Annotated in this window: 18 protein-coding genes, 4 pseudogenes and 1 riboswitch; of the genes and pseudogenes, 16 read left to right on the top strand and 6 right to left on the bottom strand. The window is 60.1% G+C overall.

What is annotated here, in order from left to right; translation table 11 throughout:
* A partial coding sequence (locus NKI24_RS32220; protein ID WP_352750364.1) for a CBS domain-containing protein occupies nucleotides 1-392 on the top strand: 392 nt, incomplete at its 5' end.
* Nucleotides 393-508: 116 nt separating this feature from the next.
* Here NKI24_RS32220 and NKI24_RS32225 read toward each other — a convergent pair.
* Both NKI24_RS32225 and NKI24_RS32230 read right to left on the bottom strand, forming a co-directional pair.
* Nucleotides 509-1,108, bottom strand: a complete 600-nt coding sequence (locus NKI24_RS32225; protein WP_352750365.1) for a cold-shock protein — start codon at nucleotides 1,106-1,108, stop codon at nucleotides 509-511.
* 279 nt (nucleotides 1,109-1,387) lie between these two features.
* A pseudogene (locus NKI24_RS32230) lies at nucleotides 1,388-1,515 on the bottom strand (3-methyl-2-oxobutanoate hydroxymethyltransferase); the annotation flags it as partial.
* A 173-nt stretch (nucleotides 1,516-1,688) separates the two neighbouring features.
* Between NKI24_RS32230 and NKI24_RS32235 the strand changes: the two are divergent.
* Nucleotides 1,689-2,651, top strand: a complete 963-nt coding sequence (locus tag NKI24_RS32235; RefSeq protein WP_352750366.1) for an NUDIX hydrolase — start codon at nucleotides 1,689-1,691, stop codon at nucleotides 2,649-2,651.
* A gap of 73 nt (nucleotides 2,652-2,724) precedes the next feature.
* On the opposite strand, the pseudogene NKI24_RS32240 reads toward NKI24_RS32235, so the two are convergent.
* A pseudogene (locus NKI24_RS32240) lies at nucleotides 2,725-3,024 on the bottom strand (transposase); the annotation flags it as partial.
* A gap of 119 nt (nucleotides 3,025-3,143) precedes the next feature.
* Here NKI24_RS32240 and NKI24_RS32245 point away from each other — a divergent pair.
* On the top strand, nucleotides 3,144-3,428 hold the full coding sequence (locus NKI24_RS32245; protein WP_352452632.1) for a hypothetical protein: 285 nt from the start codon (nucleotides 3,144-3,146) through the stop codon (nucleotides 3,426-3,428).
* A gap of 84 nt (nucleotides 3,429-3,512) precedes the next feature.
* On the opposite strand, the gene NKI24_RS32250 is transcribed toward NKI24_RS32245, so the two are convergent.
* A complete protein-coding gene (locus NKI24_RS32250) occupies nucleotides 3,513-4,280 on the bottom strand; it encodes an isopentenyl transferase family protein (protein ID WP_352750367.1) in 768 nt (255 codons plus the stop codon).
* A 733-nt stretch (nucleotides 4,281-5,013) separates the two neighbouring features.
* On the opposite strand from NKI24_RS32250, the pseudogene NKI24_RS32255 reads away from it, so the two are divergent.
* Nucleotides 5,014-5,354 (top strand): annotated as a pseudogene (locus NKI24_RS32255) (PIN domain-containing protein); the annotation flags it as partial.
* Nucleotides 5,355-5,581: 227 nt separating this feature from the next.
* On the opposite strand, the gene hemN reads toward NKI24_RS32255, so the two are convergent.
* Nucleotides 5,582-6,922 carry an oxygen-independent coproporphyrinogen III oxidase gene (gene hemN, locus NKI24_RS32260; RefSeq protein ID WP_352750368.1) on the bottom strand — a complete coding sequence of 447 codons (1,341 nt, stop codon included), beginning with the start codon at nucleotides 6,920-6,922 and terminating at the stop codon, nucleotides 5,582-5,584.
* A 1,044-nt stretch (nucleotides 6,923-7,966) separates the two neighbouring features.
* On the opposite strand from hemN, the gene NKI24_RS32265 reads away from it, so the two are divergent.
* The 9 genes and pseudogenes from NKI24_RS32265 to NKI24_RS32305 all read left to right on the top strand — a co-directional run bounded on the left by NKI24_RS32265 (nucleotide 7,967) and on the right by NKI24_RS32305 (nucleotide 16,127).
* Nucleotides 7,967-9,124 (top strand): porin, encoded by a 1,158-nt coding sequence (locus NKI24_RS32265; protein ID WP_352750369.1) that lies wholly within the window; start codon nucleotides 7,967-7,969, stop codon nucleotides 9,122-9,124.
* 547 nt (nucleotides 9,125-9,671) lie between these two features.
* Nucleotides 9,672-9,788, top strand: a riboswitch (TPP riboswitch).
* Nucleotides 9,789-9,892: 104 nt separating this feature from the next.
* Nucleotides 9,893-11,728 (top strand): phosphomethylpyrimidine synthase ThiC, encoded by a 1,836-nt coding sequence (gene thiC / locus NKI24_RS32270; protein WP_352750370.1) that lies wholly within the window; start codon nucleotides 9,893-9,895, stop codon nucleotides 11,726-11,728.
* 3 nt (nucleotides 11,729-11,731) lie between these two features.
* Nucleotides 11,732-12,705: pseudogene (gene thiO, locus NKI24_RS32275) on the top strand (glycine oxidase ThiO).
* Between the two features lie 2 nt (nucleotides 12,706-12,707).
* Nucleotides 12,708-12,905 carry a sulfur carrier protein ThiS gene (thiS, locus tag NKI24_RS32280; protein WP_352515934.1) on the top strand — a complete coding sequence of 66 codons (198 nt, stop codon included), beginning with the start codon at nucleotides 12,708-12,710 and terminating at the stop codon, nucleotides 12,903-12,905.
* 3 nt (nucleotides 12,906-12,908) lie between these two features.
* Complete coding sequence (locus NKI24_RS32285; RefSeq protein ID WP_352750371.1) at nucleotides 12,909-13,682, top strand: thiazole synthase; 774 nt, start codon at nucleotides 12,909-12,911, stop codon at nucleotides 13,680-13,682.
* Nucleotides 13,679-14,284, top strand: coding sequence for a thiamine phosphate synthase (locus tag NKI24_RS32290; protein ID WP_352515936.1), 606 nt, complete (start codon nucleotides 13,679-13,681; stop codon nucleotides 14,282-14,284). The genes NKI24_RS32285 and NKI24_RS32290 overlap by 4 nt, the downstream gene beginning before the upstream one ends.
* A complete protein-coding gene (locus tag NKI24_RS32295; protein ID WP_352750372.1) occupies nucleotides 14,275-15,033 on the top strand; it encodes a hydroxymethylpyrimidine/phosphomethylpyrimidine kinase in 759 nt (252 codons plus the stop codon). Before NKI24_RS32290 ends, NKI24_RS32295 begins: the two co-directional genes overlap by 10 nt.
* Before the next feature lie 625 nt (nucleotides 15,034-15,658).
* A complete protein-coding gene (locus tag NKI24_RS32300; RefSeq protein ID WP_352750382.1) occupies nucleotides 15,659-15,922 on the top strand; it encodes a hypothetical protein in 264 nt (87 codons plus the stop codon).
* A gap of 79 nt (nucleotides 15,923-16,001) precedes the next feature.
* Nucleotides 16,002-16,127 (top strand): sterol desaturase family protein, encoded by a 126-nt coding sequence (locus tag NKI24_RS32305; protein WP_352515991.1) that lies wholly within the window; start codon nucleotides 16,002-16,004, stop codon nucleotides 16,125-16,127.
* Nucleotides 16,128-16,195: 68 nt separating this feature from the next.
* On the opposite strand, the gene NKI24_RS32310 is transcribed toward NKI24_RS32305, so the two are convergent.
* A complete protein-coding gene (locus NKI24_RS32310; protein ID WP_352750373.1) occupies nucleotides 16,196-16,498 on the bottom strand; it encodes a hypothetical protein in 303 nt (100 codons plus the stop codon).
* 727 nt (nucleotides 16,499-17,225) lie between these two features.
* Between NKI24_RS32310 and NKI24_RS32315 the strand changes: the two genes are divergently transcribed.
* The 3 genes from NKI24_RS32315 (at nucleotide 17,226) to NKI24_RS32325 (ending at nucleotide 20,733) form a co-directional block, all read left to right on the top strand.
* Nucleotides 17,226-18,758 carry a Fic family protein gene (locus NKI24_RS32315; RefSeq protein WP_352750374.1) on the top strand — a complete coding sequence of 511 codons (1,533 nt, stop codon included), beginning with the start codon at nucleotides 17,226-17,228 and terminating at the stop codon, nucleotides 18,756-18,758.
* Nucleotides 18,759-18,773: 15 nt separating this feature from the next.
* Nucleotides 18,774-19,679 carry a hypothetical protein gene (locus tag NKI24_RS32320; RefSeq protein ID WP_352750375.1) on the top strand — a complete coding sequence of 302 codons (906 nt, stop codon included), beginning with the start codon at nucleotides 18,774-18,776 and terminating at the stop codon, nucleotides 19,677-19,679.
* A 229-nt stretch (nucleotides 19,680-19,908) separates the two neighbouring features.
* Nucleotides 19,909-20,733 carry a hypothetical protein gene (locus NKI24_RS32325; RefSeq protein ID WP_352750376.1) on the top strand — a complete coding sequence of 275 codons (825 nt, stop codon included), beginning with the start codon at nucleotides 19,909-19,911 and terminating at the stop codon, nucleotides 20,731-20,733.
* Nucleotides 20,734-21,239 lie beyond the last annotated feature (506 nt).

The raw sequence follows: 21,239 nt of genomic DNA on the forward strand, positions 1-21,239 counted from the left end.
CCCACCGGGTCCTGCTGTGCGAGGACATCATGTCGCGCGATGTGATTTCGGTCGATGAACATGCGCCTGCCGACCAGGCGCGTCACTTGCTGCTCGATCACAACATCCGGACGCTGCCGGTGACCGACGCCGAGGGCGGGCTGGTCGGTGTAGTTGGCCTGCGCGAGCTGACGAAGGCGACCGACGCGGTGAGGGCTGTGATGTCGAAGGCTGGCACCGCCTCTCCCGATACGCCGGCCATGAGCCTGCTGCCGGTGCTCACCGACGGCCGCAGCCATGCCGTGGTCATCGTCGATGCCGAGCGACGCATTATTGGGCTGATCACCCAGACCGACCTGTTGGCAGCGGCAGCGCGCGTGCACATGGCGGACACAACGCTGGCAGCGGCATAAAATAGGGATCCGGACTTGCTCAATCCGGGAACCCGATGGGGCGCCAATAGGATACCAGTATGGCGGCCGCCCGACGCTCTCCGGCATCTCCTTCGAGGCGAGCAATGCATCGCCGTCTAGGCAAGGCGAATGCTCCGGACTTCCCAGCCTTTCTTGCCTTGCCCGCCTTCGACAAACACCTTCTGTCCCGCCACCAGCACGCTGAGCCCTGAGCGCGTCAGGGCGCTGGCATGAACGAAGACGTCCTTCTCACCGTTGTCAGGAGCAATGAAGCCGAAGCCCTTTTCGGGTTTGTACCACTTGACCGTGCCCCCGCTCTCCAGCTGCGCACCGGTTTCAACGAAGGTCCCTCCAGCGACGCGCGTATGTGACGGAGTTTTCGCGCGGTGATCGCCGATCTCCAGCACCTGCGCGACTTGATGACCTTTTGGACTTTTTTCGACCGTGATCTTGAGAGGCGTTCCCGCGGCAACATCCCGGCTTCCGGCCGCCTCTAACACTCGCACGTGCAGATAGGCCTCCGTGCCGTCCGACAGTTTGACGAAGCCAAAACCCTTGCTGACTGTGAACCACAATACCTCCGCATCGACAGGATCTGCCGTCACGGGCGGCGGGCGCTGAAAATAGCTTGGCTCGGAAGTCCGTTCCGAAAAGGAAACGGGGTCATCGTCATAGCGATGCCGGCGTGGCTCGCGATGGTCTCGATATTTGCCCATGATCATCTCGACTGGCATGGATGGCGCACTGCGCTACCGTCAAGATAATCTCAATCGGGCGACGCGTTTATGTCAAAAAGGCCGTGAAGGCCGCAGCTGTGCCCGGCCTATCGGCCGAACCCTTTGAAACTAGATTCATTTCCCCTGAAACAATAGTGCCGGCGAGTCGATTTACTGACTCGCATAGGTTGTGTTGGAGTGCGAGTGCGATGATGCTGGCGCGGGCGCACTGGAAGGGCTTTATCAGGCATTGCGGAAAGCCTGCTCCGGGTTTCTTCAAAAGGAACCGAACGGCGGGTCGACGACCATTTGCGCCGGCTCCAGGCCACGGCGCAGGTCTGACCGTGCATGATCATCATCTCCAGCGTCACGCCAAGCGTCGACGCCAAGCCGTGGAGAACTATGCCGTGGGCCTCCTTCCCCAAGCACGGATGTCGCGTTGGCACTTTTTATGCAGCTGCGAAGAGCTAAAATCGCCACGACGGGTGGTGTTGACGCGCCGACAATTATCAGACAAAAACGGAATTCAATCGGTTCAGCCGCCTACGCGGCAGGGCTCTGCTCAACGACGTCGGGGACCATGGACGATCGCGCAAAAGGGATTAGGAAAGGCGGAGCTGGAGGCAAGGCCAACGAGGTCAATGCGGACTTGATCGCCGTTGTGGTCGCCATGGACAGCAGCGCCCCCTGCGTTCTGACCATCCCGCAGGCAAACGCCCTGCCCTCCGGCCCGTTCGAGCTTGCTCACCGTTCGCTGCAGTCGGGCCTCAGGGGATGGGTGGAACAACAGACCGGCCAGCCGCTCGGCTATATCGAACAGCTCTACACCTTCGCCGATCGCGACAGGGTTGGCGCTGACGACCGCGTGGTCTCTATCAGCTATCTGGCGCTCACCCACCAAGACGAAGCTGGCGACCCGGCCGGGCGACACTGGGGAAGCTGGTACGACTATTTCCCGTGGGAGGATCACCGCTCCGGCACACCGGCGGTCGTGTTGGACGAATTGCGGCCGCGCCTGATGGAATGGGCGGATGGCACTGACGACGGTACGACACGCCTCGACCGACGACGGCGGGCGGCGATCGCCTTCGGCTTTGACGACCGCCATTGGAACGAGGAACTTGCGCTTCAACGTTATGAGCTGCTCTACGAAGCCGCCCTGGTGGAGGAAGCAATACGCGCCGGACATTCCGCTGCGCCCACCTCGGTGTCGGGCAGATCGATGATCGCCGATCATCGTCGCATCCTGGCGACCGGCATTGCGCGGCTGCGCTCCAAGATCAAATACCGGCCGGTCGTATTCGAACTGATGCCGCCGGTCTTCACGCTTTTGCAGCTGCAGCGCACCGTGGAGGCGCTTGCCGGCAGGCTCGTACGTAAGCCGAACTTTCGCCGGCTAATCGAGCAGCAGGAGCTGGTCGAGGAAACCGGTGAGACAACCGCGGAAACCGGCGGCCGGCCGGCGCAACTTTATCGCTTCCGTCACGCCGTTCTCGACGAGAGGGTGATAGCCGGAACAAAATTGCCGCTGTCGCGGGCTTGACCCGCCTTGCGCCAGCAGCCCTGACGATGTCGCGGACGGCTTGGCCCTTGTGAGAACCGGGATTGTCGAGAATGACGATGTCGCCCGGCTTCAGTGTTTTGTTGAGTTCGGTTTCGACATAGACGCGAAAGGCCTGCGTATTGATGGGTCCGTCAATGACCCAAGGCGCCTCCACCCGATCCTGCCGCAGCGCGGTGATGAAGGTCATCGTCTTCCAATGGCCATATGGTGCGTGGGCCATCAGCCGCTTGCCGCGCACACCCCAGCCGCGCAACGGCGCCATGTTGGTCTTGACCCATGTTTCATCCAGGGAGACCAGGCGCGTAGGGTCAATGCGGGTCTGATAGCGCATCCATTGCGCACGCCCGCGCATCAGCTTTGGCTTGAGCTGCTCGGCCGGCAGAACGGTTTTCTTGAAGCTCTTGCCCTCGCGGTGCAGGAAGCGACCGACGCTCGCAGGAGACCACGTTCAGCCAGTGCCGCCGTCAATTGATGAAGCGTCATGTTGGCATCTCGCTCAACCTCGCCCAGGACGAAAGCACGGTGCTCCCCGTCGATCAGATAGGGCCGATGACCACCCATCTTGCCGGGTGCCGCACTGCCACGGCGACGCTTGCGGCCTCGGGCGTTTCCTGGGCGAAGGCGGTGGCGATGAAAGCCGAGACGACGCCACAGACTGGGCTGGCGGATAGTAGTTCGCGAGTCAGCCACGGTAGCGGTCGCTACGAAGCGCGCAGCACTTTGTCATCGGTACATTCCGTCCCATGCCTGAAATGAGCAGTGCAGCCATGTCGCCTCCTCCGCAGTCACCGTGGCGAAAGCAATCCTTCCGCTGCCACACGGACCTAATGTCGCCTGGCACTAGCTTGCTTCAGCAAACCACTTAGCGCAATTCTCAGGAGCTACCGTGCCCGCATCGCAGGCGAGGTCCGGGGAGGCTTGCTCACTCAGTTTGCCATTCTGGAAAGTCGCGTTCTTGCCAACGCGCATAGCGAGATATTCTCTCGCAATCGCCTCTACAAGATCTTGTTGGAGCTCTTTGCGAAGGCACGGCATTTCGCTGATTGCCAAGCTGTGCTCTCTCGCAAAATGAATGGCGCAACGATATCCGTCAACGTCTTCCAAAGTGGGACGGACTGCATCTTCCTTCCACTGATCCGCAAGTTCCTGCAGCAATGAAGGTTGTCCTTCTCTTGTGACAAACATGTCTGTGACCCGACGCTTGGCTCTCTCCAGAAAGGCGTCCGAGTTGCCGAGCCGCAACCGCCTTACATGCCACCGAAAAGCGCCATCCCAATGCTGACTTCGCGCCATTAAATTGAGAAGGGAGATCGAACCGCCTTCGAGGATGAGCCCCGGCTGGGAACTACGCTCATCCACTTGCATTATCAGCTTACGATGGGCGGTCTCGGCGTCGATGATGCCCGCGGTTAGCGGGCGCGAATCCAAGTAGATCCGCTGGGTAGATTGCAGTTCGGAATCCGAGGGACGCCCGCTGCCGGTGGCGATTTGAGGACAGCATTGTACACGATCCAGCGCAATGACCGGCCATCCGGTCTCTCGTGCAATTTGGATTGCCGCGTCTGTTTTGCCGCTGCAGGTCGGCCCGTAAATCAAATAGATTAGCATGTGTATGCCGCTTAGTTTATCGGAACTAACCGCCCCCCAAGCACAAGATACTCGGTAGGCTTTCACCGGACTTGTCGCAAACATTTTGACAAGCGGCGATTATGCCCTGAAACGACGCCATTTTCGAACTTTGTGAAGTCCGAAAGGGCGCAAGCAGCCCGTTCTGGTCGTTCAGTCCAGTCACCAACGCCTCTGTTTGACGTTTGACGACGGTCCACTTTGCACATCTCATGCCGACTGTGACGCAACGCGGCACCGCAGGATGGTGACCTCGTTGTCTCCGGCAAAAGATCCTTGCGCGTCTTGGGTTAATCGAGGCGGCGGCGCACGGGCGCCTTATTGTCTCGGAACATGGCCAGGAAGGCGGCTGATCAACAAAAGTGGAAGACGGTGTCCCGACGACCTCACCGATTTGTGAGGCGACCGAGGATCTGCCCGACATCGTCGATCTCGTCCTCGAGGTGGGCCGTGTGCCGGCCGCGCCGCCAAAGCCTCCTCCCCTGCCGGTCCGGCTGGAAGCCTCGTCGAAACGGCACAGGAGTACACCAAAGCCGCCAGCGCGCAAACACACAGACCGCCGGCGCCAAGGATTGGCGCTTTTTGCGTGGCGTCCGCTCCGATCTTCCGGAAGGGGAGCTGGCTGCTGTTTTCTGGGCACTCGCTGCGCATCGCCGCTGCGCAACGCCGAACTGTACATCGAGCGGCTACGCGATGAACCGCATGGTCTGCCATTATGAGGCTCTTGCTCGACACTAATGGCCTCTCCGAGGTGACGAGGCCGAGCCCTGACGCGCGCGTGCTGGAATGGATGACGGGCTCGATGAAGACCGCTCATTTATCAGCGTTGTGTCGATCGCCGAGATCCGGCGCGGCGCTGCCCTCATGGACAAAGGTCGGAAACGTGACGCACTGGCCGGATGGCTCGCCCGGGACCTGCCGCAGCGCTTCGAGCCGAGAGTCCTGCCCGTGGACGAACTGGTTGCCCTGGCCTGGGGCGACCTGACGGGCCTCGCGAAGCGGCGTGGCCGCGGTCTGTCATCGATGGACGGGCTGATTGCAGCCACCGCGATTTCCTGACCCATCACATGGCGGGGATATTCATGCGCTGACGGCGAAACACCCAGATGCCCCGCACCTACCACGATCAATATGGAGACGCCTCGGTGGCAGCCACGAGGTCGATGTCATTGAAGATGAGATGAAATAGGCGGATCAGCTCTGCTTTTCGCATCCTTGACGCGCGCTTCATGACAGGCCTCGGCCAAGGGCGTCGAGTTTAGCTTCCGGTTGGATGCTTGCCCTCACCTGTGGCTATGCTTACGGCCATCCCGATCGAGAAAAGCATCGAACGCGGCAGCGACAGCGCGAATTACAAAGCGATGCTCCCGCCGTACGCGGACAAAACCGTTTTCGAAGTCCACTATCCCGTCCTCGGCCAGCATCACCAAGCGTTCAGCTGAATCGAGAAGACGGATCGGATCAGATCCGTGGGCGGCACAGATTGCCTGCACATCGGCCTCGAGATCGCACATTAGTCGCTCGATAATTGCGGCTCGCACGCGGTCGTCGTCGGTGAGGCGATAGCCCTTTGACGTCGCCAGACGGCCAGCTGCGATGTGCTGGATGTAGGAATCCCGTGTAACTTCGTTTTGGACGTACCCCTCGCCGACGCGGCCGATAGCCGACGCGCCGAAACCGATCAGGGTTCTGCAGGTGGTGGCCGAGTAGCCCAGCGAGTTACGCCGCAGGCGACCCGTTTTCTGTGCCAGCGCGAGCTCGTCGTCCGGCAAGGCGAAATGGTCGAGCCCGATCTCGCGGTAGCCGGCGGCAATCAGCGTCGCGGCCACGGCCGCATACTGTTCGGCGCGGGCAGCGCTGCCCGGAAGAACTGCCTCCTCGATGAGGCGCTGATTCTTTATAAGCGACGGGATGTGCGCATAGCCGAACACCGCAAGCCGGTCGGGGCGCATTGCGACCGCCGCCCTCGCGGTCTCGACGCAGGACTGCACCGTTTGATGCGGGAGACCGAAGATGAGGTCGAAGTTGATGCGGCTTACTCCATGCCGGCGCAGCATTTCCACGGCAGCCGACGTCTGCGCCTCACTCTGAACCCGGTTGATTGCTTTTTGAACAATGGGATCGAAGCTCTGCACGCCGAGACTCACACGGTTCACGCCGGCTGCTCCTAAGGCCTCGGCCATCTCGGCCGTGAACGTGCGCGGATCAATCTCGACGGCAACCGTAGCTGTTTTTGTGAGAGCGAAGCGGCGTCGCAGGAACTCCATCAGAGCCAGGAACTCGGCTGGTCCTATGAGAGACGGCGTTCCGCCGCCGAAATGCATGTCGCTCACGGGCAGCGTCTGCGGCGCTCGCTCCGAGACCAAACGGATCTCGTCACGCAGGGCCGCCAGATAGTTGAGGATCGGCGCATCATGGCGGGTGATGGTGGTGGGGAAGCCACAATACCAGCAAGCTGATCGGCAGAACGGAACGTGGAAATAGAGCGACACCGGATCGTCCGCCGGCAGGTTCCTGAGCCATTCCTCATAAGCCTCGGCGCCGACCGCCCCAGAGAACTCCGACACAGTCGGATAGATAGTGTACCAAGGCAGGCCGGCCTCGCGATATTTTGTGGTCTGCAACAGTTACCGTCCCATGCTGATAACCACCAACCTTACCGCTGCGCTCGCCTGTGTCTTTGCGCTATGTCAGTCCGTTCCGCTTTGGGCTCGAAAGTTGTATTTCTCAGCCATAGCGGCCGTTCAGTCTTGGCTGGACGGTCAGCGACTGGCCATGGCTGTTCCCGCCGCGACCCTCACGCGCACCGTTTGGTTCCACCATCCCTTCCCTTCAGCCTGCGCCTGGTCGAGTAGATTCTGCTGAGCGCGGCTGCCGCATCCAACGAGATAACACGGCGTTGGGATCAGACTTTGCTCGCCAGCTAACGCAGCCCCATAGTGATCTCTGGCATCTCGATGAGCTCGTTGTGTGAATTGCTGGCAAGAAGCATTAGCTGTGGCGCGCCGTCTATCAGGACGAGAGGCTGCTCGACGCGACCGTCAGGTCGGCCGCAATGCCAGGCCGGCGCGCCTACTGACTCCGTGGTGGAGGCAAGGCTGGGCGTTCAGCGCGTGATTGCCGATCATCGCGCTCGCCAAAATGACGGAGTCGTACCGAGCGGTGCCGCCGCATGACGTCTCAACGTCGGGGCTCACAGCAAACAAAGCTGTCGCCATTGAACGAAACTGTCGCGAAGCGAACAGACGAACCGTAGCCGGAGTTTGCCGTTCGTGCTTGGGTTGATCCGCAAGGCAAAAAGGAAGGAAGAGCGAACCAAGGTCCGCCGGCACACTTGAGCTTCAAGCCGCAGCTGCGTCGTCAGGATGGCACGTCATTTGCAGTAGAAGCCTTTGTGACGGCCCGCCCACAACTAGCGGAGATGACGGGGATGATTTGTACAGAAATGTTGGATGGAGTCGTTTCGGCGATTATTATATTTGTAATAACAATCGCATATTTGTAACAATAACACCCAAATCATATGCTCAATTTCTGATGAATATCTGGCGTGACTAGCGCATCAAAACTGCCCAAATTCAACTCAATGCGCATCGTTATCGACTGTTTCCTTAGCAAGACTTCATCACTGACGTCCATTCCTTTTACTCTTTGAACGGAGATCAACAATGAACATTAGGAGCCTCCTCCTCGGCTCAACTGCGGCACTGATTGCCGTTTCCGACGCTCGCGCCGTGACCGCCGTTGCCGAGCCTGACCCGACTGAGTACGTTAAAATCTGCGACGTCTACGGCTCGGGCTACGTCTACATTTCAGGCACTGAGACCTGCGTGCGCATCGGCGGCTATGTCCGTTACGACGTCGGCTTGGGCCATGTCGGATTGGTTGATCACGCAAGAACCTCGGATGTGAGGACTGGTGAGGATCAGGGCACATGGCAAAACAACACGCGCTTCACATTGAAAACTTGGACCGGCCAGGAGACCGAACTCGGCACGTTGAAGACCTACACCGAAACCCGCATGAACTTCGGCAACCGCGGCGCTTCGGTTTCGGACAGTTCTCGGCCCTATGCCTTCAACGGAGACAGCACTTTGACTTTCGCCTGGATTCAGCTTGGTGGCCTCCGAGTTGGTAAGGACTGGTCGGCCTTCGACATGTTTATTGGCGGCGCCGGTGACGTACTCAACCAGACGCCGGTTCCGTACGGCCCTTTCGATACCAATGTGGTTCAGTACTACTTCGACGTCGGGAACGGCTTTTCGGCCGTGGTTTCGCTCGAAGAAGGCTCGGGCGTGGTCGGCACAATCGACAGCTACGCTCCGCACGTAGTCGGCGGCTTGAAATACACACATGGCTGGGGCGCGATCACCGGCGTTGCCGCTTACGATAGCAACTACGAATCGGTGGCCGCCAAGGTCCGTGTCGACATCAATGTCACCAACAAACTGTTGCTGTTCGGAATGTTCGGCTACGGTTCCAGGGGCAAGCTCAACGACGACTCCACGAACGCGATCGACGCTCATGGTCGCGGCTTCTATAAGATTTGGGGCGGGAACTGGGCTTTCTGGGCTGGCGCCGCTTACGAGCTCAACGAGACAACTTCGTTCAAGCTTCAGCTCTCCGGTGATCAGCTCAAGAACCATGGTGTCGCTGCAAACGTCGCCTATGCGTTTCTTCCAGATTTCACAGTTACGGCGGAACTCGACTATGGCCGATACGGTAACTTCGCCGTCGGCAAGCTGGACGCTTCCAACGTGAATTGGACCAACGCCAACAAGAAGAGCAGTGTCGGCGGAATCCTGCGTTTCGAACGCTCATTCTAACGGATGAAAGGGTTGAGCTCCGAGATCCGGTTGAGCGGACCAATCCCGCAACACTCCAAGAGAACGTCGCATGGAAGCTATACGAGATTGGAGCCTCGATCTCGGGGCCGGACGATGTTTCATATCAGATCTGGTCCGGATGATCGCGCAGGCGATATTCATCGCTCGATTATGTGTTTTGATCTGCAGCTCTTTCATTTCCTCATCCCTTCCGCCCGCTTGACGGACCCTGCCATTCAGCAGTACCCGGCCAGGTTTTCCAAACTCGAAGGCCCAGTCGGGTCAGGACGTGTTCAACTTGTTGAGCGATTGTGGGGTGCGGCCCGACGCACTTGAAAATCGCAAATGGATCGCCTCCGTTCAGCCATCCCCGCGGAAATTCGGGCGCGAGAGAACAAGCTCCAGAGCATAAGCGAGGCTGATCGAGGAACAGACGATTCTCAGGCGACGCTCCATCCGATCTTGCGCCTGGCCGAGACGATCGCCCGACGATCCTCGCCGCGGCCAGAACGCGCTTGACAAACCGGAGCCGTCCCGTCCAACCTCACGCATTCACCAGGGGAGTCCCGGCAAGGGGCTGAGATACTGCTGGCATTCGCGGCGCAGTGACCCGTTGAACCTGATCCAGTTCATACTGGCGTAGGGACGGTGCAAGCGCTTTGCGGGAGTTTACGCCCGAGGTCCTGTTTCGGCAGGTCGCTAGAAGCGTCTTTTCATCCTTCCGGCACAGAACTGGGTCTCCAATGCAACGAGCAAAGGAGCCTCAAGATGAATGCCCTCACCCCCGCCGTCTCGACGGGACCGCTGCCTGCCTCACGCAAAATCCACAAATCCGGTACCATCCACCCGCAACTCAGGGTGCCGATGCGCGAAATCTCCGTCCATCCGACGGCAGGCGAGCCGCCGGTGACCGCTTACGATCCGTCGGGCCCCTATACCGATCCGGCTGTCGAAACCAGCATCGAAAAAGGCCTGGCCCGACTTCGCCACGAATGGATTTTGGCGCGCGGCGATGTCGAGGCCTATGACGGCCGCCATGTCCGGCCGGAAGACAATGGATTCGCGACGGGCGAGCGCCTGACGCCGGAGTTTCCCATCCGCAACCGGCCACTCCGGGCCCAGACCGGCAAGGCGGTGACGCAGCTTGCCTATGCGCGCGCCGGCATCATCACACCCGAAATGGAGTTCGTCGCCATCCGCGAGAACCTTGGTCGCGAGATCCTGCACGGCAAGCTTGAGCGCGACGGCGAGGCCTTCGGCGCGGCCGTTCCCGATTTCGTCACGCCGGATTTCGTGCGTGATGAGGTGGCGCGCGGACGCGCAATCATTCCCGCCAACATCAACCATCCCGAGAGCGAGCCGATGATCATCGGCCGCAATTTCCTGGTCAAGATCAACGCCAATATCGGTAACTCCGCCGTCACATCGTCGATGGCTGAAGAGGTCGAAAAGATGGTGTGGGCGATCCGCTGGGGCGCCGACACGGTGATGGATCTGTCGACCGGCCGCAACATCCGCGAATGGATCGTCCGCAACTCGCCGGTGTCGATCGGCACGGTGCCGCTCTACCAGGCGCTCGAGAAAGTCGGCGGCATTGCCGAGGATCTGACCTGGGAGGTTTACCGCGACACGCTGATCGAACAGGCCGAACAGGGCGTCGACTATTTCACCATCCATGCCGGCGTGCGGCTGCACTACATCCCGCTGACCGTTGACCGGGTCACGGGTATCGTCTCGCGCGGCGGCTCCATCATGGCCAAATGGTGCCTGCACCATCACCGGGAAAGCTTCCTCTATGAGCACTTCGCCGAGATCTGCGACATCTGCCGCGCCTATGACGTCTCCTTCTCGCTCGGCGACGGCCTTCGTCCCGGCTCGATTGCCGATGCCAACGACGCGGCGCAATTCGCCGAGCTGGAAACGCTCGGCGAGCTGACGCAGATCGCCTGGGCGAAGGATTGCCAGGTGATGATCGAGGGGCCCGGCCACGTGCCGATGCACAAGATCAAGGCGAACATGGACAAGCAGCTCGCCGTCTGTGGCGAGGCGCCGTTCTATACGCTTGGACCGCTGACGACCGACATCGCGCCGGGCTACGACCACATCACTTCCGGCATCGGCGCGGCGATGATCGGTTGGTTCGGCACCGCCATGCTCTGCTACGTCACGCCCAAGGAGCATCTCGGCCTTCCCGATCGCAACGATGTCAAGATCGGCGTGATCACCTACAAGATCGCCGCCCATGCCGCCGACCTGGCGAAGGGTCATCCGGCGGCGAAAGTCAGGGATGATGCCCTTTCCCGCGCGCGCTTCGAGTTCCGCTGGGAGGACCAGTTCAACCTGTCGCTTGATCCAGAAACCGCGCGATCTTTCCACGACCAGACCTTGCCCAAGGAAGCGCACAAGGTGGCGCATTTCTGCTCGATGTGCGGGCCGAAATTCTGCTCCATGCGCATCTCCCACGACATTCGCGCCGAGGCGCAGAAGGAGGGGATGGCGGCCATGGCGGAGAAATATCGCGCGGGCGGCGATCTTTATATGCCGGTGGAGACGCCCGAGGTAGAAAAACAGGCCTCAGTGCAGGAAGATCAGGGGGCGCGTTGAGCCATGCGCCGCATTCTTGTCAAAGGCGCCGGTGTGGCAGGCCTCACCGTCGCCCATGAATTGGCCGCGCGGGGTGCATCCGTCACGGTTGCTGAAATTCGCAGCCAGATCGGCGGCAATGCCTCCTGGCTCGCCGGCGGCATGCTCGCCCCTTGGTGCGAACGCGAAAGCGCCGAGGAGGCGGTCGTCACTTTCGGCAACGTTGCGGCCGACTGGTGGGAAAGGGCGCTGCCCGGGCTGGTGACGAGGGCCGGCACTCTCGTCGTCGCCCATACGCGCGATGCCTTCGAGCTTGCCCGTTTTGCAGCTCGTACGCGCAACTATGAGTGCGTTGACGAAAAGGCGGTTGCCGCCCTCGAGCCCGATCTTGCCGGCCGCTTTCATCAGGGCCTGTTTTTTGGCGGCGAAGCTCATCTCGATCCCCGTCGGGCTCTCGAAGCCCTCGCCGGCAAACTGCGTGCGATGGGCGTCGTCTTCCTTTTTGAGACGGGTGAGGTTGGCCTTTCCGGCTTTGATCAGGTGATCGACTGCACGGGCATCGCGCGGGCCGACGACGATTTACGCGGCATGCGCGGTGAAATGCTGATCCTCCACACGCGTGATGTCTCTCTCGCGCGGCCAGTGCGTCTCGTGCATCCGCGTCATCCGATCTATATCGTGCCGCGAGCCGATCATCACTTCATGGTCGGCGCGACCATGATCGAAAGTACCATGACGGACCGATCACCGCCCGTTCGCTGATGGAACTCCTCAATGCGGCGTATGCACTCCATCCGGCGTTCGGTGAGGCCGAAATCGTTGAGACGGGAGTGGGCGTGCGCCCTGCCTATCCCCACAATCTGCCGCGGGTGAAGCGCAGGAAGGACGGCACGATCACGATTAACGGCCTTTACCGGCACGGTTTCCTGCTTTCACCGGCCATGGCCGAGCAGGCTACCAGCCTTGTCTTCAACTCATCTGCCGACCAGGGAGCCTGAAAATGAAGCTGATCGTCAACGGCGAAGCGCTTGAAGCCAAGGCAACGACGCTCGACGCTCTTTTGAAGGAGATTGACTATGAGGGCGGCTGGCTCGCCACCGCGCTCAACGGCGACGTAGTGCCCGCGGCCGAACGGGCGGAATTCCGCTTGAGCGAGGGCGACCGGATCGAAATCCTGTCACCCATGCAGGGAGGCTAGCCGATGTTCGATCTTCTCGGGGCAAAGCTTGCCTCACGCCTGCTTCTCGGAACCGCCCAGTATCCTTCGCCGGCCATCCTTGCCGATGCAGTGAAGGCGTCTGGCACTTCGGTGGTGACGGTATCGCTGCGCCGTGAAATGGCCGGCGGCAGGGCCGGCGAGAAATTCTGGTCGCTGATCCGCTCGCTCGGCGTGAGCGTCCTGCCCAATACCGCCGGCTGCCACTCCGTGAAGGAAGCCGTGACGACCGCGAAGATGGCGCGCGAGGTCTTCGGCACGTCCTGGATCAAGCTCGAAGTGATCGGCAACCACGACACGCTGCAGCCGGACGCGTTCGGCCTGGTCGAAGCCGCGCGCGTCCTTTGCGAAGACGGCTTTTTGGTGTTCCCCTATACCACCGACGATCTCGTCGTCGCCGAGCGGTTGCTGGAGGCGGGCTGCAAGGTGCTGATGCCGTGGTGTGCGCCGATCGGCTCGGCGGTCGGACCGGTCAACATCATGGCGCTGCGCTCGATGCGCGGATATTTCCCCGACATTCCGTTGATCGTGGATGCGGGGCTCGGACGGCCATCGCACGCAGCAACCGTAATGGAACTCGGCTTCGACGCTGTGCTCCTGAACACGGCGGTCGCCAAGGCGGCCGATCCGGTCGGCATGGCGCGCGCTTTCAGCAAGGCGGTCGACGCCGGTCGCGAAGCCTATGGTTCGGGACTGCTCGAGCCGCGCGGCGTCGCCGTGCCATCGACGCCGACAATCGGCAGGGCGGTTTTTTCATGAAGCTCGATCCCTTCTACCTGATCGTCGACAGTGCCGCCTGGATCGAACGGCTGGTGCCGCTCGGCGTTAGGCTGGTCCAGCTCCGCATCAAGAACATGGACGAGAACGAGTTGCGCGCGGAAATCCGCCGCGCGAACGGCGTCTGCGCGGTCCATGGTTGCCAACTGATCGTCAACGACTATTGGCGCACGGCAATCGAGGAAGGCTGCGACTTCGTTCATCTCGGCCAGGAGGATTTGGCTGCGGCCGACCTGCTGGCCATTAAGTACGGCGGATTGAAGCTCGGACTTTCGACCCACGATCACACCGAACTGGAAACGGCGCTGGCGGCCGAGCCGGACTATGTGGCGCTGGGTCCTATTTATCCGACGAGCCTCAAGAAGATGAAATGGCCGCCGCAAGGGCTTGAACGGCTCAGCGAGTGGAAACGACGGGTCGCGCCGATCCCGCTGGTCGCCATCGGTGGCCTCAACCCCGACCGGCTCGACGGCGTATTCGAGGCTGGGGCAGACAGTGCCGCGGTGGTCACCGACGTCACGCTGCATCCTGACCCTGAAGCGCGCACCAGAGAGTGGATAAAAGAGACCGCCCGATGGCGCTGAGGCAGGAATCGCATGTACTTGTCGTCGGCGGATCGGACTCCAGTGGGGGTGCCGGAATCGCGCGCGATATCGAGACGCTCTCCTCCATGGGCGTGCGCAGCTGCCTTGCCGTCACTGCGGTGACGGTGCAAACATACGACATCGTCACGGACATCCTTCATCTGCAACCCGGTCTGGTGGCCGATCAGATGCGTGCAGCGCTGCAGGCCAACAAGCTGGCGGCCGTCAAAATCGGCATGCTCGCAACGGCTGAGATCGTCGCTGCGGTTGCCGCTGTGCTGCGCGAAAATCCGCGCATACCGGCAGTCCTCGATCCGGTGCTGGCTTCCACGTCGGGCCGAGCGCTTCTTGAAGCAAGCGCCATCCCCATCATGAAGCAGCATCTGATGCCACTTTGCCGTATCGTCACACCCAATCTCATCGAACTGGCGCTTCTTGCCGGCTCAGAGCTAGCGGTGGATGAGGTCGGCGCGCTTCAACAAGGACAACAACTGCTCGCCGCCGGGGTTCAGGCCCTGCTGATCAAAGGCGGCCACGGCTCAGGACCTCGCTCAACGGATGTTCTCGTTCGACCTAACCAAGAACCCGTGCGCCTTGACACTCGTCGGCTGGCAAGAACGATGCGCGGCACCGGCTGTGCCCTGGCCAGCGCGATAGCCGCGTATCTGGCGATCGGGGCCTCGATTGAGGAAGCGGTGCGCCAGGCCAAGCTTCTGGTGTTCGAAAAGATTTGGAAACACCCCATATGAGAATCAGGCTCGCGATAGGCGGCCCCATTTTATCGCCGACGATTTCAGCCAACGGAGGGTCATGTTCGCTGGCCGGTGCTTATGACAAAAGCATCTGATCCTGACCGCTTTTGTGGCTCTGGTTTCGTCGATGGGTGAATGATCTTCGGTTCAGCAGACGATTAGCAGCGGGAGCTAGGCACCGCCAATCGCGTGGAATCTAGGATCATATTGCGCGAGCAAGAATCCCCTTGGCGGCGATTATCACCAAGGGGATCTTGGCGTCGGCGACTGTGCACACCTGACTAAATCTAGTTTGCGGCGATCATAGCCGCAAAACATCAAAAAATAAGAGCGAGTAAATTTTAGTAGACAGCTCATAACTCGAAGCAACGTTATCGTAGCCGCCGGCGCGCACACTGGTGCATAGTTGGTCGCCTCGCGCAACCCACCTCGTCTGCTGGACTCCTCCACCATTTGGGACCCGGATGGGTCATCCAAACAACTAATTTTATCAATCTACCAGGATGCCCGCATAGCGGTGCCGGCAGAATGCTCACCGTTTGGATCGTACTTCGGTTAGCCTTGTCAACGCGAGCCCATTTGCTGGGCGAGACAAGGGCCGCGCGAAGGAAGGAGCAAACAAATGCAGATTCTCGACGTTAATCAGATGGTCCAGTACTACCTAACATCGCTTGAGCTGGTTGTGATCTTCGCTACCGTTTGCGCGGCGCTGGAGCTAACCTTTCCGGCTTCTCGATACAGTTTTGCCTCAAATGTTCGCGGCGTGCGGAATTGGATATTGGCTCGGATGGGGTACATTTATCTGGCATCTCTACGCTGCGAGCTTGGGCTGGTTAGGAATAAAGCCGCTCGTAACGATCAATTTCGGTGCGTTTCTTCACTCTGACAACGCAGTCATTAACACTGGATGCGCCGTCATTTCAGGGGTCTTAGTCGCGATTGCCGGCGACTTCTTTTACTACTGGATGCACCGCGCTCAGCATGCTGTTCCATTCCTCTGGCGCATGCACGCTACTCACCACTCGATCCGCGAATTGACGGCATGGACAGCGCTTGTATCACCCACTCAAGCTGATCCATTTCGAATCTAGCGTAGTGCCCGCTGTTGCCATGACACTGATTACCTTTCAGGGACATCTTTCACACTCTAGCACCCGCATCAATCTTGGGCCGCTTCGATACGCTGGCGGCGTTCCTCGGGCGCGTCACCGGCATCACACTGATCCGGGATAAGCTGCACCGTTACCGGGACCGGCAACGGCTGGAGGCGTTTGTTGCGCGCAAGACAGAGCTCGTGCAGGCGAAGCGCGGGGCGGCGCATATCCAGCGGGAGCGGCACCGGCTGCAGGCCGTAGACGGCGAGCGCACGCTGAAGGCGCTGGCGGCGGTCGAGAAACGCGAGCTGCAATCGCTGGAAGTGAAGCGCGGGCGCGAGCAGCGGATCAAAGACCGGGCGGGGCATGTGCATATGCCGGCGCTGACGCTGGAGCTGAAGCCGAGGGGCGCGGCGCGTTGGTGCGCAAGGCGCAGAATCGCTACAAGGATACGCTGCGTGTGCCGGAAGAGCGGCAGGCGCGGGTTGACCAGGCGGCCAGCCCTTCCATCGACCTGCAACAGGCGATGCAGGATGCGCTGGCGGCGCAGTCGCCGTTGTCGAAAGCGGTGGACGTGCGTGACGGTTCGCGCGCGCAGCCGATGACGGGAAGAGCGGGGACAGACAGGGCAGTGGTGATGAGGGCGCGATTGCCGAGAAGCCGATCTCGCGGGCGTCGCGGCGTAGTGAGCGCGGGCGCGGCCGTGATGATCGTGGCGGGAGGGAGAGGTAAGGAGCGTCTTTTCTTTGAGAATTCGCGTTTACGGGTACCCACGATGCACAACGGGCGAGTTTTTCAAAGAGGCGCGTCCTCCTTCGAAGCGCTTCGGAGATCCAGGCTCTAGGCTCGCCCCGAGCCCCTGCGTAGCCTGCGGGGGAGCTGGGTCTCGGCCCATCCGGGTAACAATCCTTCGCGCAGACGAGCTATGGACACGATCAAAGGGGTGATTTCACTGGGTTATTCCCGATTATCGCATAAAAAACTTGTTATCGCACAACGTAAAAAACTTGCAACTCCACAGCATCATTGACTTGTCGCCTATCAGCACTATATACTTGTAATCGCACAGCTCTAAAAACTTGCAAAGGCACGGCCATGGCCAAGCCCCATGAAAAACTCGCTGAATCACTGGCCGTCCTCAAAGAGCTGCAGGAGGGTGGGCGGCGCATATTCAAGTCCGATGAGCTGACCCGCGTCCACCGGGAGCGGCTGCTGCAGAACGGGTTCCTGCGCGATGTTATCAAAGGCTGGCTCATGTCGACCGGCCCGCAGGCACAGCAGCAAGACACCACCTCCTGGTACGCGAGCTTCTGGGAGTTCTGCTCCCTTTACTGCAATGACCGGTTCGGCAAGGACTGGTTCCTGTCACCGGAGCAGTCGCTGCTTCTGCACGCGGAAGCGCCCACTATTCCGCCTCAGGTGGTGGTGAATACCCCCAAAGGCACGAATAACAAAATCGACCTGCTGTTCGGCACTTCGCTCTATGACCTCAAGGTCAAGGAGATGCCGGCCGAACTGACAGAGAAAAACGGCCAGCGCGTGTTCACTGTCGAGGCCGCCCTTACCCGGGTGCCGGAAGCGTTCTTCCAGCGCGCCCCTATCGAGATGCAGATCGCCATGGCGTCGGTGCGCGACGTATCAACCGTTCTGGCCCTGCTGCTTGATGGCGGCCATTCCGCCGTGGCGGGACGGCTTGCGGGGGCCTTCCGTCGCGTAGGACGCGACTCCTTTGCCGATGAAATCGTGGCCGCCTTCAAAGCCGCCGGCTATGACGTGCGCGAATCCGATCCGTTCGCGGGACAAATTGGAGTGACAACCATTGCGGCGGGCGTACCGCCGTTGGTCGCCCGCCTGCGCGCGATCTGGCAATCGCAGCGCGAAGCCATCATCGAGATATTCCCGAAGGCACCCGGACTGCCGTCCGACAAAGACGCCTATATGAAGTTCGTCGAGGATATCTACGAAAGCGACGCCTACCATTCGCTGTCGATAGAAGGGTACAGCGTCACCCCGGAACTCATCGACCGGGTGCGCGAGGGGAGCTGGAATCCGGAGATTGATGAAGAGGACCGCAAGAACCGGGATGCGCTTGCCGCGCGTGGCTACTACCTCGCATTCCAGAAGGTCAAAGACTCTGTTGCCGCGATCATCAACGGCAAGCCAGCCGGCGCGTTGACGCGGGACACTCACCGGGAGTGGTACCGGGAGCTGTTCGCGCCGTCAGTGACCGCCGGCATCCTCAAAGCCAGCGCGCTTGCGGGATATCGCAATCACCCTGTGTACCTGCGCGGCTCGCAGCACGTGCCGCCGCGTACCGAAGCGGTGGCCGATGGTATGAATGAGCTGTTCGACCTGCTGGAGGCGGAGAAGGAGGCCTCCGTGCGTGCCGTGCTGGGGCATTGGCTTGTGGGCTATGTGCACCCCTATCCGGACGGCAACGGACGAATGGCGCGGTTCCTCATGAACGCGATGCTGGCTTCAGGCGGTTACCCCTGGACAGTCGTCAGAGTCGATGACCGGAAGGCCTACCTCGCAGGGCTGGAGGAGGCGAGCGGCAATATGAATGTGAAAACGTTCGCCGCCTTTCTCGCCGAACGGGTGAAGTGGTCTATGGAGAAGGCGGCGTGAGGTCGGTGGTGTGCCATGTTTAACTTGCTTGTCTCGGGCCACGGCGAGTGGTGGGAAACGCCGCCGTTCACGTCAACCATTGACCGGTTCAAGGAATATAGCGGCGCCGAGGCCGAGGCTATCGACCTCGCGCGCCCTGAAACATTGCGCCGGCTGGAGGAAATCCCGGCGCTGTTGATGTACGAAGTCGGGGCGGGAGGCCCGCACGCGCGCGTGGTCCGGCACGGCTGCATACGCAATATCGTTCGGCGCGGACACGAACTGGCCTTCACCTTCGAGCCCGATCCGGAACATGCCTTTCTCGACCGGTCAGCGGTGTTGAGAATTGCGGACCGGCTGGGCATTCAACAGTTCGAACAGCACCGTACGCACTGGGCTATCAAGGATGGTGACATTCCGGCCGAGCTGATTGCCACCGGCACCGCTGAACGGGCGCAGCGCACCGTTGCCGTGGTTGCGGCAGAATATGTAGAAGCGCGCCGCGAGGGACGAAGGAGAGAAGCTGCCGAACTGGCCGAAGAACTGGAGGATTTTCCTCCCTCGCTGGAGAAAGCACTGTCGCTCGTGCCGGCGCGTATCCTTCAGCAGCCGACACCCGAATTATACCCGATCCTTGGGATAGAGCCCCGCACGCCCGAAGGCCGCAACGCCGTCGTGGCCGTCGTCGCAAGGGATCACAATGGGCAGGACTTGCCTGCCGACTGGTCTTACTCGCTGGCGTGGTTCCTGGACCTTTACGGCAGCGCGACGGAAGCGGGGCGCCTTGACGGCGCGCTGGCCCAATGCGCAATGCATATGATCGCGCTCGGCACTGGCGAGGGAGAAGCCGCCGCCCCGGTTGAAGATATCGGCTACGCACTCTGGCGCTGTTCGCGAAGCCCGAAACTTATCGGCGATCTGCGCCGGGAATCGCTGAGATAGCGCAGGAGGTTTTGTCGCTTACCAAAATCAACTGGAACTCGACCCAAATCAACCAGAAGCTTCCCATTCCCATTCTAGCAGCCAGAAGAGTGGGTGAGCTTTTGAAATATCTATCCGAGGAATCGATAAGCTCAGACTATCGCAAGTATACATAGTTTTTTCTGTTATATGGTCTGCTCGGCTGCAGGCAAAGAGTCCCGGATAAACTTCAGCACGAAAGCAGAATTGAATGAAGGTGGGCTACACGGAGTTCTCATTTGGGTATGCCTTCACCGAAAACCTTATCCGGTCATCGTCAGCCGCACCTGTAGGCGCGCCGGTCTTTCCAAACCTCATACAGGAGGGGCATTCTGGCTTTGACATCCGCATCAATTTCCCAGGGGTTCCGCTGTTTTTCCAGTACAAGCTTCCGGAGCTGATGAAGCGAGGAACTGCCTTTGAGATTGCGAGCGGACATTGTCCCGGTTTGTCGATACCATTTTTTCGGATTGCCATGATGCGCAGGGATGTGTCGCGTCAGCATGAACTGCTTCTTCGGCTTGAGGCGCGCTATCCGTCAAACGTCTTCTATGCGGCTCCTTGTATTGCAAACATCAGCGATTTCGACCGCTCTTATAATGGAGCAACCGTAGCACGGCAGTCCATTTTCGTCTCACCAGGGGATATTGGGCCCTTGCCAGACGACAAAGCGCACAGCCTTGCCTATAAACCTGGACTGGCAACTGGATATTTTTGCTCGAAACCCAAGCCCACCAAAGTTCAAACATTTGATGATCTCGCTGCGCTCTTTAAGGAGCAGTTCGCCGAGAAGCGTTTTGCGGAAGTCGGCGAGGCGGCGCGTGAGATGCGCGAAAACGTACTTGAGCTTGCTTCGCCGTCAATGCGGCAAGCCGAACAGCTCATTGCTGAACGGGTCGGCGCGAGACGCATTCAGATTCTAGACGGCGCAGCCAGACCGCCCGAGGAAGAGCGTGCAGTCACTGACATTCTCGTAGCGCGGGAAATTGCGCGTGTCGATCTTGGCGTCGACCTGCTGGTGGCCCAACCACGCTAACGACATCATACCTCGCTGATTAGCCCTCCTTTTGTCTAGGCCACAGTTATGAGACTACGAACTACTTGGCCAGGAAGAAGATCGGATTGAAAGCGAACCTTCCTTGTCATCTTTGCATCACGGTCAGTCTGCACGAGATTGACCGCTGCAAGCCGGGAGCAAGACCGGGCTGCGCAAACGTTGCAACAGATCCTTCAAGGAAATTCATAGACTCTTAGCAACTCCGGTTCGCTGTGAATGGTAGGCTTATTGCAACGTTTGAGTCAGTGGGGTCCGAACCGTGGCTTATTCTCCGACCCGCCGAACTGCGTGCAATTTCGGCTAAAGGCAATGGCAAGAAGAGCGCCCATCTTGTTTGTTCGACACAGCCATATCGGCTCAAAACAGTATCTTCACGGCCACCGAGATTGTCCGGTCGGTGGACAAGCAACCATATTATTTGGTTCGAAAGCTGCAACATCTGTGGAGAACGCGAAATGACAAATTCAGTAGGACGAGTGCCCAGG

It is taken from the genome of Mesorhizobium sp. M0701, assembly GCF_040320365.1.
GTDB lineage: Bacteria > Pseudomonadota > Alphaproteobacteria > Rhizobiales > Rhizobiaceae > Mesorhizobium.